This is a genomic window from bacterium SCSIO 12741 (assembly GCA_024398055.1).
Classification (GTDB): domain Bacteria; phylum Bacteroidota; class Bacteroidia; order Flavobacteriales_G; family Salibacteraceae; genus SCSIO-12741.
Window position 1 is genome coordinate 2,037,144 of record CP073749.1, and the last position, 15,822, is coordinate 2,052,965.

Annotated in this window: 16 protein-coding genes; 8 read left to right on the forward strand and 8 right to left on the reverse strand. The window is 43.8% G+C overall.

The genetic code is table 11. The features are described from left to right. Positions 1-4: 4 nt before the first annotated feature. Both KFE98_08635 and KFE98_08640 read right to left on the reverse strand, forming a co-directional pair. Positions 5-880: a YicC family protein gene (locus tag KFE98_08635; protein ID UTW64187.1), complete on the reverse strand. Its 876-nt coding sequence runs from the start codon at positions 878-880 to the stop codon at positions 5-7. Between the two features lie 71 nt (positions 881-951). Beyond that, the gene (locus KFE98_08640) at positions 952-1,776 is read right to left on the reverse strand and encodes a DMT family transporter (protein ID UTW64188.1); all 825 of its coding nucleotides are present in this window, start codon (positions 1,774-1,776) and stop codon (positions 952-954) included. Positions 1,777-1,919: 143 nt separating this feature from the next. Here KFE98_08640 and KFE98_08645 point away from each other — a divergent pair, with 143 nt between their 5' ends. Further along, a complete protein-coding gene (locus KFE98_08645; GenBank protein ID UTW64189.1) occupies positions 1,920-2,264 on the forward strand; it encodes a heavy-metal-associated domain-containing protein in 345 nt (114 codons plus the stop codon). On the opposite strand, the gene KFE98_08650 is transcribed toward KFE98_08645, so the two are convergent. After that, positions 2,261-2,611, reverse strand: a complete 351-nt coding sequence (locus KFE98_08650) for a hypothetical protein (protein ID UTW64190.1) — start codon at positions 2,609-2,611, stop codon at positions 2,261-2,263. The genes KFE98_08645 and KFE98_08650 overlap by 4 nt on opposite strands. A 42-nt stretch (positions 2,612-2,653) precedes the next feature. On the opposite strand from KFE98_08650, the gene KFE98_08655 reads away from it, so the two are divergent. Then, complete coding sequence (locus KFE98_08655; GenBank protein ID UTW64191.1) at positions 2,654-3,766, forward strand: flippase-like domain-containing protein; 1,113 nt, start codon at positions 2,654-2,656, stop codon at positions 3,764-3,766. Between the two features lie 75 nt (positions 3,767-3,841). Here the strand turns inward: KFE98_08655 and KFE98_08660 are convergent, their stop codons facing one another. Together KFE98_08660 and KFE98_08665 are read right to left on the reverse strand one after the other, a co-directional pair. Continuing rightward, a complete protein-coding gene (locus KFE98_08660) occupies positions 3,842-4,204 on the reverse strand; it encodes a response regulator transcription factor (GenBank protein ID UTW64192.1) in 363 nt (120 codons plus the stop codon). Positions 4,205-4,270: 66 nt separating this feature from the next. Beyond that, positions 4,271-5,812: an SPOR domain-containing protein gene (locus KFE98_08665; GenBank protein ID UTW64193.1), complete on the reverse strand. Its 1,542-nt coding sequence runs from the start codon at positions 5,810-5,812 to the stop codon at positions 4,271-4,273. Between the two features lie 233 nt (positions 5,813-6,045). Here KFE98_08665 and KFE98_08670 point away from each other — a divergent pair, with 233 nt between their 5' ends. Continuing rightward, complete coding sequence (locus KFE98_08670; protein ID UTW64194.1) at positions 6,046-6,474, forward strand: hypothetical protein; 429 nt, start codon at positions 6,046-6,048, stop codon at positions 6,472-6,474. On the opposite strand, the gene KFE98_08675 is transcribed toward KFE98_08670, so the two are convergent. Next, positions 6,471-9,110 (reverse strand): M1 family metallopeptidase, encoded by a 2,640-nt coding sequence (locus tag KFE98_08675; protein ID UTW64195.1) that lies wholly within the window; start codon positions 9,108-9,110, stop codon positions 6,471-6,473. The two genes, KFE98_08670 and KFE98_08675, sit on opposite strands and share 4 nt — an antisense overlap. 20 nt (positions 9,111-9,130) lie before the next feature. Here KFE98_08675 and KFE98_08680 point away from each other — a divergent pair, with 20 nt between their 5' ends. Then, entirely contained in the window at positions 9,131-9,292 is a 162-nt protein-coding gene (locus tag KFE98_08680; GenBank protein ID UTW64196.1) for a hypothetical protein, read from the forward strand. 53 nt (positions 9,293-9,345) lie between these two features. Next, complete coding sequence (locus KFE98_08685) at positions 9,346-9,846, forward strand: acetyl-CoA carboxylase biotin carboxyl carrier protein subunit (protein ID UTW64197.1); 501 nt, start codon at positions 9,346-9,348, stop codon at positions 9,844-9,846. A 4-nt stretch (positions 9,847-9,850) separates the two neighbouring features. On the opposite strand, the gene KFE98_08690 is transcribed toward KFE98_08685, so the two are convergent. Beyond that, positions 9,851-10,546 (reverse strand): response regulator transcription factor, encoded by a 696-nt coding sequence (locus KFE98_08690; GenBank protein ID UTW64198.1) that lies wholly within the window; start codon positions 10,544-10,546, stop codon positions 9,851-9,853. 6 nt (positions 10,547-10,552) lie between these two features. Continuing rightward, positions 10,553-12,178: a HAMP domain-containing histidine kinase gene (locus KFE98_08695; protein UTW64199.1), complete on the reverse strand. Its 1,626-nt coding sequence runs from the start codon at positions 12,176-12,178 to the stop codon at positions 10,553-10,555. A gap of 317 nt (positions 12,179-12,495) precedes the next feature. Between KFE98_08695 and KFE98_08700 the strand changes: the two genes are divergently transcribed. From KFE98_08700 to lipB, 3 genes are all read left to right on the forward strand, one after another. Then, positions 12,496-14,025, forward strand: coding sequence for a T9SS type A sorting domain-containing protein (locus KFE98_08700; GenBank protein ID UTW64200.1), 1,530 nt, complete (start codon positions 12,496-12,498; stop codon positions 14,023-14,025). A 98-nt stretch (positions 14,026-14,123) separates the two neighbouring features. Then, on the forward strand, positions 14,124-15,110 hold the full coding sequence (locus KFE98_08705; protein UTW64201.1) for a bifunctional phosphoglucose/phosphomannose isomerase: 987 nt from the start codon (positions 14,124-14,126) through the stop codon (positions 15,108-15,110). Between the two features lie 7 nt (positions 15,111-15,117). Then, a complete protein-coding gene (gene lipB, locus KFE98_08710; GenBank protein UTW64202.1) occupies positions 15,118-15,819 on the forward strand; it encodes a lipoyl(octanoyl) transferase LipB in 702 nt (233 codons plus the stop codon). Positions 15,820-15,822 lie beyond the last annotated feature (3 nt).

A 15,822-nucleotide genomic window follows, 5' to 3' on the forward strand; every position in this document is an offset into this window, starting at 1 on the left:
AATCTTACAAAACGTTTAAAACCTGCTCTTTGATTTTCTCAAGGGCATCTTTCATTTGAACCACCAATTGCTGCATCTCGGCGTGATTTGCCTTGGAGCCTATTGTATTGATTTCACGCCCCATTTCCTGAGCAATGAATCCCAATTTTTTTCCTTGGTTTCCGTTCAAGGCCATGGTCTTGCGGAAGTATTCAATATGTGACCGAAGACGTACTTTTTCTTCGTTAATATCCAGTTTTTCCAGGTAATAAATCAATTCCTGCTCAAAGCGGTTTTGATCCAATGCATCCAGTTCTTCCTGAACCTCCTGAAAGCGTTGTTGCAATTTTTGGCGCTTGGCTTCAATTCTTTCCGGGGCCAGTTTGAGTAGCTCTTCCAGTAAAGTTTCAATGGTATCCACACGATTGTTAAGGTCAGCTTCCAGCGCAGCGCCTTCCTTCTGACGGAAATCGTAGAGGTTGTTCAAACTTTCGTGAAGCAAGCTTTCAATGCAGCTCCATTCTTCATCTGTTGCTTCAAATGATTCCGTCTCAATCACATTCGGCATACGCAATACCGATTCAATCGGATTATCCGTGGAAACACCCAACTTACCTTCCAACTCTTTCAGTTGGTCGTGATAGTTCTGCGCCAATTCCTGATTAATTCGCGAACTCGGTAATGCCTCTACATTTTCAATGGAGATGATCAAATCAATTTTGCCGCGTTCGAGTTTTTTAAGAATCGTCGAACGGATAACTAATTCCCGATCGCGGTAAGTCGATGGAATTCGAGTTTTAATGTCACTGGTCTTGGAATTCAGTGACTTAGTTTCCACTGTTATTTTTTTTCCCTCAAAATCTGAGGCCGCCTTTCCGAAGCCGGTCATGGAAATGATCATACCAAAGTAAATTTAGGCTGCAAAGGTAACATTCGCCACCAGCCGTTCTTCATTTTTGTGGCTCTGAAGATTTAGCTAAACTTCCGGCTGACCAAAAATACCCCGCTAAAAATGAGTAGAGCAGCTACAATCTTAATCCAGTCGAGGGAATCCTTGCCCAAGGATATGGCAAACAAAGCGGCCAATATGGGCTGGGAATAGATGTAGACACTAACGGTTGATGGGTTGGTGTTTTTTAAGGCAAAGATGTTGAGCAGGTAGGCAAAGAAGGTAGTGCAAACAACCACAAAAGCTGTTTCCAGGGCAATTACCCAGGTAAAGGTTTCCCACTCAATCGCAGAAAACTGACCGATGCCGAAGGGAAAAACAAACAAAAATCCAAAAGTAAAAACCCACTTGATGACCGTTAACGGCTGGTACTTTTTCATCAGAGGCTGTACGATCACCAGGTAAATCCCATAGGATAGTGAGTTAAAGAAGACCAATAAATCACCCATCCAGGTATCCGCGCCAAAGGAGCTGTTGCCTTTTAGGGTAATCACCATAACCGCTCCACAAACTCCGAGCCCAATTCCAATTAATTTTTGTCGGGTAATGGTATTTCCAAGCAAAATGGCGGATGCCAACAAGACCAGAACTGGATTTGTGGTCATCATAATAGCTGCGTTGATTGGACTGGTTAAACTCAATCCCTGGAAGAACATCAATTGATTGGCCGCGACCCCAAAGGCTCCACAGGCGATCAACCGCAGCCAATCACCACGTTCGATTTTTTCTCGGGAAATAGTCGCATGCAGTAACCAAAACAGGACAAGGGCACCGATTACACGTAGGAAAATGAACCCAAAAGGTTGGATATAACCCTGCATAACATCCCGTGCGATGGTGTAGTTCATCGCGTAAATCAGGTTTGCCCCAATAAGGGCTAAATGTGCTCGAAGGACCAGGTTCAATTTTTGGGCAAAATAACAAGTATTAAAGAGTACATCCAAGATCCGGCCTGGAATAACTCTATTTTTGTCAGCAAATAAGTCGACGAATGAAACAATTGATAGTTCTTGGATTCCTTTTGATGAGCTTCCAGCTTTGGTCTCAGGAGGATGGAAAATTCTCTACGGCCGAGTTTAAGGTTGAGGGAGTATGCGGAATGTGTGAAGGTAGAATTGAAGAAGCGGCTAACTATACCAAAGGGGTGAAAATCTCCGATTGGGACAAGGAAACCAAAATGATCAAGGTGACTTACAACGCTAAAAAAGTGAGCCCGGAAGAAATCGGAAAATCAATTGCTAAAGCAGGCTACACTAACGATTACGCCAAGGCAGAAAGCAAAGACTACTCTAAATTACCGGGCTGCTGCCGTTACGAAGAAGTGGAAGATCATTAAAGGGCAGAGGCAATCGCCTCAACCGTTTTCTTGCTGTTTCCTATAAATACCTCATTATTTAGAACAACCACGGGCCTTTTAAGAAAGGTGTAGTGTTCCAAAATCAGGTTTTTGTAGTCGTTTTCTTCTAAGTTTTTGGAAGCCAGTCCCATGGACTTATAAAGCATGGCCCTTCTGGAAAACAAAGACTCGTAAGAACCCGAAAGCTCCTTCATTTCATCCAATTGCTCCGGGGTAATTTTGTTAGTTTTGATGTCCTGAAGTTCGAAGCCTTTAGCGGCCAGATCCAACTCTTTCAAAATACGGATACAGGTGCTACAGGTAGAGAGGTGATAGACTTTTTTCATAACGCGACAAAAATAGAAGGAAGCAAGTCCTAAGCGATAAAAATGGCCACAAAAACAGGCAAAAAGAAAAAGAAGTCGAGTCCGGTTAGGCAGCTCTTAAGTCCTCGCCGGGTGTTTATTCCCATCGCCATTGGACTGGCCGTTGCTGGCTGGATGCTTTGGCGTGAATTCGATCCTCAGGTTCTTTCCAAAATTCACTGGACCGGTTGGACGGCTATTTGGTTGCTGTTTGCCTTGGTTATGGTGGCCGTGCGCGATTTGGGTTACATGTACCGAATCCGCATTTTGACTGACAAAGAGATTAAGTGGCGCAATTCCTTTGATGTGATCATGCTCTGGGAATTTGCCTCGGCCATTTCGCCTTCGGTAGTTGGAGGCTCGGCCATTGCTCTGTTTATCGTTAACCGGGAAGGAATCAGTCTGGGTAGAAGTACCGCGGTGGTAATGGTTACCGCTTTTCTGGATGAACTGTTCTACATCATCATGGTACCCATTGTACTATTCGTGGTTGGAACGGCCAATTTATTTCCCGCCGAATTACAAAAAGAACTTCTTGGATTCAGCCTCGGAGCCAAACAAATCTTCTATGTAGGATATGGCTTTATTGTACTGCTTACAAGTATCATCATCAGTTCCATTTTCTTCTTTCCACGTGGCTTTAAGCGGTTGATTGTAGGATTTACCTACCTGTCTTTTCTTAAGCGATGGAGAGCTGATGCCATTCAAACAGGAAACGATATTATCACCACCTCCAAGGAGTTAAGGGGTAAGCCTTTTTCCTTTTGGGGCAAGGCATTTGGAGCAACGCTTTTTTCCTGGACCGCTCGTTTTTGGGTGGTCAATTTCTTGATCCTTGCCGTAGGTTCCTTGTCTTTTGGGGAGCACATGATGGTCTATGCCCGTCAATTGGTGATGTGGGTGATTATGCTCATCAGTCCTACTCCAGGTGGAACGGGAGTAGCGGAGTTTATGTTTAGCAAATTCCTGGGAGATTACATTGCCACTGGATTCGCTGAGGTAATTGCCCTGATGTGGCGTTTGCTTACCTACTACCCTTATCTATTTGTGGGAGCAATTGTTCTTCCTGGCTGGGTAAGACGCGTTTATCTAAAGCGTCGCCTCATTACCTTCAAGCGTCCTGAAAGCGCTAATTAATGGTTTCAAAATCTTTCAGGGTATTGGCTTTCAAGAGCCAAAGGGGAGATCTGAATATTTCCAATCCTGTCCTGCCTAAAAATTCTTGGAGGTCGGTTTTATAAAGGCCAACCACTCCACCAACAATTCTTTCATGTCTGTTATGGGAAGACTTAATGTGTCGTTGATAATGACGTCCGGTGATTGAAGAAAGACCTTGTCCGCTTCTGTACCGTCTGTAATAAATTGGTCATCATAGGGTCGATCACTTAGGGCGTCATCAAGAAGTTGAATGAAATCCTCCACCTCTACAAGAGACAAATGATCAATGAAACATAAGTTGAAATTTACATGGGGCGCCGGTAATGTGCCGTTCGAAACACATCGGTATGAGGTCAAATCATATTCTTCTGAATAACTCTTGACAAATTGCAACCCATAACGTTCCCGCAAGGTCATGATCGATTGAATTAGTTAGCCGAATTAGGCTCGTTACAAGGACTACTTAATTCTGTGCCGGGTAAACTACTGATTGGAGTTTAAAAATTCCACCGCCTTTTGGTACTCAATTCTTTCTCCATCAGCAATACCCACAAGGAAGGCATCTGGAATTCCTGAAAGCTTGATCACATTGAGTAAGCTCTCGGCATCCTTGGGATTGGTGAATTCACCGGTGTAGTAGCGAATCGGACTGCCACGCAATACTTTTACTTCACGCTGAATAATGTTTTCGTACTTCACGATTTCCAAAATCGGATCTACCTGGGTCACATTGGCACCCAGTTGAACGGATACGAATACATTGCTTTTCTTCTTAAGTTTCACGTCTTTGTAGGGACTGGAAGTAGGTGTTGTAGAAGTGGTATTGGCTGTTGACGTCCCCGCCGATTTAGATCGGGCTTCAGCTACAGAAACTTTTTGACCATCTGCATAGGCCACAATAAAAGCGTCAGTTAATCCTTTTTCGAAAAGCTCATTTTTAACGGCGACCACCTGATTAAAATCTGGGTATTTACCGATACGGTATTTATACAAACCACCTTCGGGTACTACATATACTTCATGCCCCAAATCGGCATAGCGCTGACTTTCTTTGTCAGATCCGGAGGCCGCAATTTGCAGGGCAAAATACACGGGAGGCTCGGGCCCGGTTTGAACTTGTACTGGAGGAGCAGGAGGAGTTTCTTTGATGGGAGTAGGTGCCGGTTCAGGCTCAACGGTTTCAGGTTCAGGCTCTTCTTCCTCTGCTAATTGGGGTTCTGAAGCGGCTTCTTCCGTTTCTTCATTTTCATTCTCGCTGGCACCGGCTACCACCGCACCTGCTGCCAATACCGTACCACCGGCCACTGCTGGGGTGCTAATGTTCGATCCTTCGGACGATGATGGCTCAGGTTCTTCCTCCTCAACCAATTCTGGCCCAGAGTTTTCGGGCTCTTCTTCTTGCACTAATTCAGGGCCGGGTTGGGAGGCTGTGTCCGGTTCGTCAATGACCAATTCGGGTCCTGGAGGGGGAGTAGGAGTGGTATCAGCAGCGACAACCACAGGCTCTGGCTCCGTTGTAGTATCCACTGGTGCAGCCTCTTCGATAGGACTTGAGCAAGGGTCTAAAAGATAAACTTGAAGATCGGATGCCTTGTCCAAGGCCACTTGAGCATTTGCGGTTCTGCTTTCGTAGGCGCTTTGTTTCTTTTTCTTGAGATCCACATTCATGGCCTTCTTGATGTGAAACCTAATTTCAATCAGTCCATTCTCGATTTTCGAAAAATCAAAATTGGCACAGGCACATTCCTTATGAAGTTTCAATTGATTGATCGAATTAGCCGCCAAATCAGCGTGTTTTCTGGCTTCGGTTAATACCCGGGTGACCTTTTCGTTTAGTGCTTCACTTTTTTCGTTCTGTGATCGTTTGGCCAGTTCCAAGGCATCATAGCTGCTCTTGTAGAGGCTTTTAACCTGATCGTTAAAGACCTCCAATTCTGCTTCGTAGAGGTCGCAGGTAGGCCTTTCTACCGATGCATTTAAGGCCAGGAAACTGAATAATAATAAAGAAAGTAGGCCTGTTCTCATAGTTTGATTTTTGTGCCAATACAACCAAATATAAACATCTTGATTAAAGCGATTCAGCTGGTACTGCGGAGTTAGGAACGTTCTATTCTGGAAAACCCGACAGCGCGATGCAGGTTGGGCTTACTTAATGGAGCATGCAGGCTTAATTGATTAACAAAGCGCCCTGAAAAACTTCAAATCAATTTGATCTCCACCTGAAACAGAAATCCTACTTTGGCCCAAAATTATCACGCATGAGAGGTTTAGTATCATTCACTTTTTTACTGAGTTTTTTCCTGATTTCTGGTTCATTGAGCGCCCAAGACTGCTACGAAAAATACCGTAGAGCTTTTAACGAACGCGGTGCCGAAGAGGTTGTTGACAGTACTTATGACAACATTATTATCAGTATTCGTGATGGTCAAACGACCAATTGCTACCTGGGAAAAGTGACCGTGAAAAACGGAAAGGTATTGCTGGATAATTTCTTCATCAAGCTAGAAGATGATACCTACGAAAATGTAGCTCCTCAATTCAAAACCTATGCTCCGGTAGAGATCAAAAATGGAATTTCTCAAATCATTTTGGATCGCCACGATGCACTTTACAACGTGGTTTTTATCGGCAACATAAAGCCTAAGAAAAAGGGGTATATGAAGGCCCCAGACTTCAAACTGGATTAGTCCTGCGGTAGCAGATTCAATACCTGTGGATCGGATTGAGCTTTGCGAATTCGTTCCACTACGGCATTGGTAAAGTCCAATTCTTTTTGCCATTTTTCGCGTTCAGTACGCAGTTCGTTGAGGCGGGTAGCATTGTCTTCCAGGTCTTCAATCTGTTGATCAATCACGGTAATTTCACCGGCTGTTTTTTCGTAGATTTTCGTTACGCTTGCTGTGGCTGCCATTTTTACCCAAACCATATTGGCGTCCTTCGAAATGCCTTCTGCTGTGGTGAGGAAATTTCGGGTAATTTCAGGTTGCCAGAGGCGTGTTACAAATCCTTGGTAAGACCTTAAATATCCAGATTTGCTGTAGCCCGAGAGGCGAGGATTTAAGGATTCGAACCAGTTGGCCTTTTCAGCATTTCCTAAGCGACTGTAAATGTCTGTGACCGCCATCCACACCTGAGCGCTGTTTTCATTTTCCAGTTTTTCGGCCATCACGAGTGCAGCATTGGTGTCCATAGTACTGCTAAGGGTCAATGAGCTAATCAAAACGTGGTAGGAGCTATCAGCCATGGATTTGGCGATGAGTTCCCATTTATTTTCGGGTTCAAAGTCCCGGATGTAGCGGCTCAATGCTGCTGCTCTAACCTTGGGATGTGGATCGGCGAAGGCCATTTCCAAAAGGCGTTTTTCAGCAACTTGCTCATCTACCCGTTCCAGGTTATCTGAGGTGTTAACTGCCATCAATCGGATGTAGTAGTACGGATCGTCCAACGCTTCGATCAATACTTCGTTTCCGATGTAGCTAATCGAATCCAGATGAGCAATGGCCCGAATAGCTTCCAGTCGAGCTACAAAAGGTTTACAATGACGGTATTGCCAGGTCCATTCGGCTTCGCTTTTTTCTTCCACTTTTTCAGCGAGTAGGTATCGCTCGGAGTCGAAATCCACAAAATCGGGTTGTTGCTCTATGCGGATGTTGTATTCGTTCACTTCGTCCTTTACCCAAAGCTCATACCGTCTTTTTTCATCGCCCAGGTGAAGCTCCACGCTAAAGGGTAGCTGATACAAAGGGGTAGTTTCCAGGTCCTGAGTTTGAGTCACAACCAATTTCAAATCCTGATTCACGGAGTCGTAAACCGAGGTGATTTCCAATTTGGGGTGCCCTTTGCTAAAGGCCCATTGATCGAAGAACCAGTTGTAATCCTCGCCAGTTACCTCTTCCACAATCAATCGAAGCTGGTGCATTTCAGCGCTTCCACCCTCATAGCGGATCAAGTAGCGGTTCAGTGCTTCGAAGAAAGCTTCATCGCCCATGTATGTACGAAGCATGTGAAGAATTCTCGCCCCTTTGGAGTAGGAGTGGTTATCAAACATGTGATCCTTTTCTTCATAGTTGAAGCGTACCCAATCTACCTGCTTGTATCGTGACTCGGCCAGGTAGCTGTTTAGGTTATTATACAGATGATGATCCGCTGCATCCTTGCCGTATTTATGCTCTTTCCACAAGTATTCTCCATAAGTAGCGAAGGCTTCGTTCAAAGGCAAATTGGCCCAGCTTTCGCAAGATACCAGGTCTCCAAACCATTGGTGAAAAAGTTCATGGGCAATGATGTCGTCTTGGGGATGATCAATCAATTCACGGCGATGTAACTGAACAAATTCTCCATGGATGGTTGCTGAGGTATTTTCCATCGCACCCGAAACAAAATCCCGAACGATTACCTGACTGTACTTATCCCAGGGAAAATCTACCCCGAGAATGTTGGAATAGAATTCAATCATTTCAGGAGTATTGCCAAATATGGCTTGGGCATCAGCCTTGTATTCCTGCTCTACGTAATAGCTTACTTCTTTGTCTCTCCAGGTATCTTGAACAACCGCAAAATCGCCAACCGCAAGCATAGCCAAATAAGGAGAGTGTGGCAGGCTTTGTTCCCAATAATCCGTACGAGTGCCATCTCCATTTAAGGTGGAAAATACGCGCTGGCCATTTGACAAACTGACCATATTTTCCGGAACCCGAATAGCAATTTCCTGGGTTGTTTTTTGATTGGGCTCATCCAGAGTCGGGAACCAGCACGAAGAAAAATCGGTTTCACCCTGGGTCCAAACTTGGGTCGGTTTGTTTTCTATAGTTCCATCAGGATCAATAAAGTACATGCCTTGAGATGCCTGAATGGCTTTTCCACTTTTGGACTTTACCTCCGTTGGATGTGCCGTATACATAATGTGGAGCTCAAGCGTATCCTTGGAGGTGTATTCGCGGTGCAAATCCATTTCTATTCGTCTACCGTCATAGTCAAACGGCAGTTCTAATAGGGAATCGTTGTCTTGTACTTCTATTTTTTCAATGGTAAATGCCTTGGCATCCAGTCCCACATGTTGCTGTTTGTAGAAATAAGGGTGAAGGGTTAAAATGGCCGTTCCGCTAACTTCTTGTCGAGGTATAGCCAGGCCAAGGTCCAGGCGGGTGTGAACCAGCTTCCAAATAAGGGGAGGTGTTTTTTGATAAGGGGGTTGAATGCTTAGTGATTTGGTTTCAATCGTATCCCGGTGTACGGTGGCTTCAGGATTGGTAGTAATTGGTTTGTTCAACGTACAAGACCAGGAAACGAATAGTAGAAGACCGGGTAGCAATTTCTTAATCATAAGCACAAAATTAGAATTTGATGCGAGTATTTTTTAAAACTGAGCAACAAGCTTTCAGCGGCTTGGTTAAGAGGTGGTTGATCGTGGAATTGACAAAAGGAAAATCGGGAATTGATAAGCTGGAACTACTCATCCGCCGTCAGGAAAAGCATTGGAGCCGAATGTTCAGCTTAATTCAATAGTTTTACGGCATAGAAGAAATCCTATTTTTGCTCTCCTATTTATTCGAACAGCAATGATCAAAGTCATCGGAAAAGATACCACCTACGAGGTAGAGAAAGTGGAAGAAAAGTGGATGTTAAACGGTGAGCCATTTTCGGCAGATCTAATTCACCCTTCCGGAAATCAGTACCACGTTATTCACAACAACAAAGGATATACCCTCGAAGTGGTGAAGGCGGATTACAAAAACCGGGAATTTGAGGTTTTGGTAAATGGAAACCATTATGCCTTTACCGCTCAGGACAAATTCGATGATCTTCTTCATCAACTTGGAATGGATGCTCAATTATCTTCCGCTGTAGAAGATGTGAAAGCGCCAATGCCAGGTCTGGTTCTGGATATCAAAGTTGCCGTTGGCGACACCGTTGCCAAAGGAGATCCTGTACTCGTCTTGGAAGCCATGAAAATGGAAAACATTATCAAGTCCGCTTCAGACGGAGTAGTTGCTGCCATCGAAGTTCAATCCGGGCAGGCCGTAGAAAAAAATCAGGTACTGGTTTCGTTCGAAGGGTAATCCCTTACTTCACCAAAAGCTTAAATCCTTTACCGTGAACGTTGACGATTTCAATGTTCTCGTCCCCTTTCAGGTACTTACGCAGCTTGGTGATGTACACATCCATACTTCTTGAGTTGAAGTAAGAGTCATCGCCCCAAATCTGGTTCAATGCGTTGGATCGATCCGTCACCTCATTTAGGTTCAGCGCTAACAAACGAAGCAATTCATTTTCCTTCGATGTCAATTTTTGGGTTTCGCCGTTAATGGTCAATTCCTGAAGCTTGGAGTTAAATGAGAAGTTCCCAATTTCAAACTCTTCTTGCTTTTGGTGATCACGTTCCTTTTTGGTTCGTCTCAAAATGGCTTGAACACGCATCAAAAGCTCTTCCATAGAAAAGGGCTTGGTGAGGTAGTCGTCTGCACCAATTTTGAAGCCTTCAATTTTATCTTCCTTCAGCGACTTGGCTGTTAGAAAAATGATCGGAATTTCAGGATTGATTTTGCGAACATCTTTGGCCAGGGTAAAGCCATCCTTCTCAGGCATCATCACGTCGAAAATACACAGGTCATAGGTGCCGGTTCTAAAAGCATTAAGGGCTTCTTTTCCGTTTCTATGCAATTCACTGTCAAATCCTTTGGCTTGCAAATACTCGTTCAACAAATCGCCTAAATTGTGGTCGTCTTCAGCTACGAGTAATTTGATAATTTCCTTCTCCATGATGTCTTAATTATTAACGATATTGTTCATTGGCAAAGTGACAGTAAAAGTACTACCTTTATTTAACCTACTAGTCACTTTGATCGAGCCGTCATGCCGTTCTACAACGGTTTTAACATAGTTTAGCCCTAGTCCAAATCCCTTTACGTCGTGTTGATTTCCGGTAGGTACCCGGTACAATTTATCAAAAATTTTCTTCTGGTTTTCTTTACTGATTCCAATTCCGTTATCCTGAACCGAGAATAGGAAGTTATCTTTCTCATTATAGGTGCGAATCAGAATTTGCGGATCTTCCTTCGAATACTTAATAGCATTATCGATAAGGTTGTAAACGGCATTGGCCACATGAATCTGATCCCCTTCCAATATACTGGACTTGGCATCATGCTGCACCTGAATATTTCCGGACTTTTCACGCAATTGCATTTGAAATTTGGAAATAGCCGAGTCAATGATTTGCTGCATATCGATGCGCTCTTTATTCATTTTAAAGGCCTTACTTCCCCAAATGGCGCTCTTGAGCACGTTTTCTACCTGCACGCCTAAGCGCTTATTCTCCTCACCAATAATGCCAATATAGCGGGTGAGTAGGGCAGGGGTAGTTTGAATGTCTTTGTCACCCAGCGCCTCGCAAGCCAAAGAAATGGTTGAGATTGGCGTCTTGAGCTCGTGAGTCATATTATTGATGAAGTCATTTTTGATTTCAGAAAGTTTCTTCTGCCTCAAAATCATTTTTACGCTGTAGAAAAAAGCTGCTGAGATGAGGATGACCAGCACAATGGAGCTAAGCAGCAACCAGGAAATAGATCCTACGATATAAGAAATGCGGTGCGGGAAAAATACCTTGAGTGAGCTATCATGCCGAATTAAATCTTCGGGAAAAAGAGTCACTTCGTAAATTCCTTTATTTACTTCTTCAGCATTGGTGAAACTGCCCAATCGGTAATTGCCTTCCTTGTCATATACCCCAAAGGCAAAATCGGCTTCAATGCCCTCTTGCCTCAATTCATTTTGAATCAAGTCGCGAAGTTGCATGGCATCGATTCTGTCCTCAATTTTTTCGGAAAGGTCTACCTCCACCAAGCTTCTAACAATATCGCTAACCAATACCGTTTGATTCACCAGTCGATTTTTTACGGCAGAATCCAGGTGCATATCCAGATGAGCTCCTGTGTAGGTACTTCCGTCGTTGGCCCCAACCGAACCGTAGTTCAGTGGATCGGCACCATCGGTAAATGGAGCTTCGTGTTGGCCTCGGGTAATGATGTCTGTCACCGTACGTTTACCATCTTGCTCCTCAACCAATCGAATTTCGATTCCCTCATCCTTCTTTTCGAGTTCCTTATAAATAAGGTATTGGTAAGATGTATCGTTGATCGATTCCTCTAAACTTTGGGGGTAAGCATCGCTAGTAAATAGGAAGCGACCCTGCTTATGAGTCTTAATTCGGCGGATGGTTTCTTCCTTGGCGAGCTTTTCTACCACCCTTTCCAAGGCATTGTATACCAAGGGGCTGAACTCGTCTTTTTTCAGGTCAATGGCCTTGCGAACCCAAAAAAGTTGAATGCTGATCAGGGCCACTAACGTGAATGCGATTCCAACTATGAGCCCATGGATTAATTTGTTGTTCAAAGGAAAATATTTGCTGCAAAAATAGAGGCTAACTTGTAGATAATCAATACTTAACAGTAATTAACAGGCGTTAAGTCCCGTTAACAAGACAAGCGTTTGACAATGAATAAGTTTGCTAAGAATTTCTGAATTACTTAACACTTGTTTGATTAAATTCATACAGAAGCGAAGCGAAAAGAGGAACCACCCGGTTCCTCTTTCTTTTTTACCGTTTATTAGTCGAAAAATACCCTTTTTGGATTATATGCCCAAAGTGCATAGTTTTGGAGGTTTCAAAATTAGATGGAATCTACATGACGCAATCAAAGACTTATCGTATGAAAAATAAAGGAGTTTGGGGAGTGATGCTCGCTGTAGGGATGATGTTTTTCTCCTTTTCAGGAATGGCGCAAACCACGGTATCGGCCATTGGATCTGATACTATTTGTAGTGGCGATACAGTATCGCTAGTGGCTACTGGTGCTACCACCTATGCCTGGACTGATACAACAGGTAACAATACTTTGTCTGCTTCTTCAGGAGACACGGTTAAGGCCTATCCGACGATGACCACTACCTATATGATTGAAGGAACAACGGGTTCCACTAAAGACACAACGTATTTTAAGGTTACGGTTCGCGCCGATCCGAACGTTAAGATCACCTTGAGTGCCCCTGCGGTATGTTTGGCTGATACACTTTACCTCTATGGTTCTGGAGCCAGCACTTATGAGTGGAGTTCTACAGGTACACTTCCTGTAACTACTGGAGATACGGTTTATGATAACCCACTTACTCCTAAAACCTATTATGTAAAAGGTACTGACATGCACGGTTGTGTTGGACGCGATACCATCGGTGGACAAGTTAAGCCTCTTCCAAGAGAGAACTTTAGAACCACTGTTGACGGGTTTGAAACGCCTAACCGTGTTTGTGCTAACGAAACGCTTACTTTGACTGCGACCCACGGAAATAACCTTTCTTATACTTGGGCTCCTGCGAATGTGTTGAGTGGTACTACTGGTCCTCAGGTTACTGCAAACTTGACTCAAAACGAAACTATTTTCTTAACCATCGATAGCGCTAACGGATGTTCTCGTACCGTTCAGAAGTTGGTTACTTTGAATAGCCAAGTTCCTAAAGTGAACGTTCAACGTGATGAAGAAGCGATCTGCTTGGGTCAAACTTCTCAAATCACCATTCTTGGTGCCGTTGATGTGCGTTGGTCTCCGACCACTGGATTGGACAATCCTAATTCTAACGTGGTGAATGCTAACCCAACAGCTACTACCACATACAATGTTAAGGGACACACCGATGGATGTATCGATGATACTTCAATTACGGTTACTGTTCACCCACTTCCAACACTTTCTTTGTCTTCTTCTTCAGGAGGAACTGCTCAATGTGCTGGTGTAGCTGATACCATTACAGCTAACTCAAACGGTATTTTGTTTGATTGGGGATTTGGTGTGATTTCCACTAAAAAGGTAAAAGCATTTAACACGTATGAAACTACTGTGATTACGGTAATAGCTTTCTCTGATAAAAACTGTGAGAATTCAGCAAACATTCAAATTCGTGTAGATACTACTTGTGGTACTCCATTGAATGTTGAAGAGAATAACTACTTGCAGTCAGTTCGTGCATGGGTTAACGGCCAAGATCAGTTGATTTTGGAAGGAAATCCTACACAAGATTTGAACTGGAGCTTAGTAGATATGAATGGTCGTCAGGTAGGACAAGGTATCTGGTCTGCAGAAACTACCGAAGTTACTTACGACTTAAGCGAACTTGAACAAGGCATTTACGTGGTGCGTCTTCTACAAGGTTCTGAGCAATTTCATCAAAAGATTGTTAAGCAGTAGTAGATTTAACCTATAATTTACAGGAAAAGCCTTTCCTTTGACTTCTTTTTTGAAAGAGCTCAGAGGAAAGGCTTTTTTTTAGAACATATTTTAACTTCATGGATAAACTTGTCGCAGCATTCCCCGATCAATTGGAAGAAGCCATCCAAATTGGCGAGGCGGCCAACTTAAACCCTGCCACCAGGGAGATTAAAAATTTAGTGATTTCCGGCTTGGGCGGATCTGGAATTGGAGGAACTATCGTTTCTCAAATTCTTGCTTCTGACCTGTCAGTGCCGGTTGTGGTAAATAAGGACTACAATATCCCCGCCTTTGTTGGGGAAGACACCTTGTTTATCGCTTGTTCCTACTCGGGCAATACCGAGGAAACCTTAATGGCTCTTGAAGAGGCTCAAAAGGCAGGTGCTGAAATTGCTTGCATTACGTCAGGAGGAAAGCTGCTCGACCTGGCTCGGGATAATAACTTTAATCACATTGTGATTCCGGCAGGAATGCCTCCACGTGCGGCTTTCGCTTACCCATCAGTTCAGTTGTTTTACCTGATTCGTCACTACGAATTGTTTACTTCAGACCAATTCAAAGCAGATTTGAAATCGGCGTTAAGCCTGTTGCGTTCTGATCAAGAAGACATCCGTAAAGAAGCTCGTGTAATTGCCGAATCCTTCTACGGAAAGATTCCAATTATCTATTCAGAAGCCAGCTTTGAAGGAATTGGAGTTCGTTTGAGACAACAGATCAACGAAAACTCGAAGGCGCTTTGCTGGCACCATGTTTTGCCTGAAATGAACCACAATGAACTGGTTGGCTGGGCATCAAATTATGATCAAGTGTCCGTTTTGGTTATGCGCAATGAATCCGATTTTTACCGGACCCAGGAGCGTATGAACTTCTGTGAATCCATAATTCGCCCTAAGGCAGGAGCTTACCGCGTATTGAATTCGCGCGGATCTTCCATCATCGAACGTGCCTATTACCTGATTCATACAGGCGATTGGGCATCGGTTTATCTGGCTGAAATGAAAGCAGTAGACCCTGTAGAGGTGGACGTAATTACGGATCTAAAAAATCGTTTGGCTGAAATCTGATTGCACCTTGGAAAAAGTACACGTTGAGCATTTAGGATTAATTGACTATCAAAAAGCCTGGGATTACCAGGAAGAGCTCAACAAGGATAATGTTCAGATCAAACTAAACAATCGCCTTCCTGAAACGAAAGAAATTCGGGAAACGCATCACCATCTTTTGTTTTGTGAGCACCCCATTACCTACACCCTAGGTAAGAGCGGAAGCATGGATAACCTGCTCTTGTCAGAACAGCAATTGGATGCCATTGGTGGAAAGTTTTACAAAATCAATCGAGGGGGAGATATTACCCATCACGGCCCAGGCCAATTGGTTATGTACCCCATTTTTGATCTGGAAAAGTTCTTTACCGATATCCATAAGTTTCTCAGGTACATGGAGGAGGCGGTTATACAAACGCTCGCTTACTATGGAATAAAGGGCGAACGCTACCCTGGCTATACCGGAGTTTGGTTGGATGCCGATGACGATGAAAAAGCCCGTAAAATTTGTGCTATGGGTATTCGGTGTTCTCGCTGGGTAACCATGCACGGCATAGCTTTCAATATCAATAACGATCTCGACTATTTTAACCACATTGTTCCCTGTGGAATCGATGATAAAGCAGTGACTTCTTTAGCCAAGGAACTGGGGCACGAGGTAGATATAAACGAGGTTCGATCACATTTGCTCGATAAAATGGCTGATCTTTTTAAGTTTGAGTCAGCCTAAGCG

Bases quoted from the DNA above. Each gene is read 5' to 3' on its own strand.
- KFE98_08670 (UTW64194.1), top strand. From the start codon at position 6,046: ATGAGAGGTTTAGTATCATTCACTTTTTTACTGAGTTTTTTCCTGATT.
- KFE98_08690 (UTW64198.1), bottom strand. From the start codon at position 10,546: ATGGAGAAGGAAATTATCAAATTACTCGTAGCTGAAGACGACCACAAT.
- KFE98_08660 (UTW64192.1), bottom strand. From the start codon at position 4,204: ATGACCTTGCGGGAACGTTATGGGTTGCAATTTGTCAAGAGTTATTCA.
- KFE98_08675 (UTW64195.1), bottom strand. From the start codon at position 9,110: ATGATTAAGAAATTGCTACCCGGTCTTCTACTATTCGTTTCCTGGTCT.
- KFE98_08650 (UTW64190.1), bottom strand. From the start codon at position 2,611: ATGAAAAAAGTCTATCACCTCTCTACCTGTAGCACCTGTATCCGTATT.
- KFE98_08655 (UTW64191.1), top strand. From the start codon at position 2,654: ATGGCCACAAAAACAGGCAAAAAGAAAAAGAAGTCGAGTCCGGTTAGG.
- KFE98_08640 (UTW64188.1), bottom strand. From the start codon at position 1,776: ATGAACTACACCATCGCACGGGATGTTATGCAGGGTTATATCCAACCT.
- KFE98_08705 (UTW64201.1), top strand. From the start codon at position 14,124: ATGGATAAACTTGTCGCAGCATTCCCCGATCAATTGGAAGAAGCCATC.
- KFE98_08665 (UTW64193.1), bottom strand. From the start codon at position 5,812: ATGAGAACAGGCCTACTTTCTTTATTATTATTCAGTTTCCTGGCCTTA.
- KFE98_08700 (UTW64200.1), top strand. From the start codon at position 12,496: ATGAAAAATAAAGGAGTTTGGGGAGTGATGCTCGCTGTAGGGATGATG.
- KFE98_08645 (UTW64189.1), top strand. From the start codon at position 1,920: ATGAAACAATTGATAGTTCTTGGATTCCTTTTGATGAGCTTCCAGCTT.
- KFE98_08685 (UTW64197.1), top strand. From the start codon at position 9,346: ATGATCAAAGTCATCGGAAAAGATACCACCTACGAGGTAGAGAAAGTG.
- KFE98_08680 (UTW64196.1), top strand. From the start codon at position 9,131: ATGCGAGTATTTTTTAAAACTGAGCAACAAGCTTTCAGCGGCTTGGTT.
- KFE98_08635 (UTW64187.1), bottom strand. From the start codon at position 880: ATGATCATTTCCATGACCGGCTTCGGAAAGGCGGCCTCAGATTTTGAG.